Genomic DNA, 357 nt, shown 5'->3' with positions numbered 1-357 from the left:
GCGTCATCGCCACGCACGCGGTCGTATCGTGATCGTGCGCTACGCGGGCGACTTCGTCATGGGCTTCGAGAACAAGGCAGATGCACGGGAAATGCTCTTGGCCCCCAAGGCGCGGCTGGCCGGCTTCGGCCTAATGCTTCATGAGGACAAGACGCGGCTGATCGAGTTTGGCCGGTTCGCGGCCTTCTCGCGTCAGCGTCGGGGCGAGCGGCGGCCAGAGACCTTCGCCTTCCTCGGCTTTACCCACTACTGCGGGCGGACCCGAGATGGCCGGTTCATCGTGAAGCACAAGACGGAAGGGAAACGCCTGACGCGCAAGCTGACGGCGTTGGCCCATGAGGCTTGGCGGCTCATGCA

The 357-nt window shown here is 64.7% G+C and carries 1 pseudogene; it reads left to right on the top strand.

The window, feature by feature from the left end:
- Positions 1–28: 28 nt before the first annotated feature.
- A pseudogene (locus XH81_RS04735) lies at positions 29–357 on the top strand (group II intron reverse transcriptase/maturase); the annotation flags it as partial.

This window comes from Bradyrhizobium sp. CCBAU 25360, assembly GCF_028128695.1.
In the GTDB taxonomy this organism is placed as follows: Bacteria; Pseudomonadota; Alphaproteobacteria; order Rhizobiales; family Xanthobacteraceae; genus Bradyrhizobium; species Bradyrhizobium ottawaense.
The sequence above is the reverse complement of the archived record's forward strand: the minus strand, read 5'-3'. Positions and strand labels throughout refer to the sequence as shown.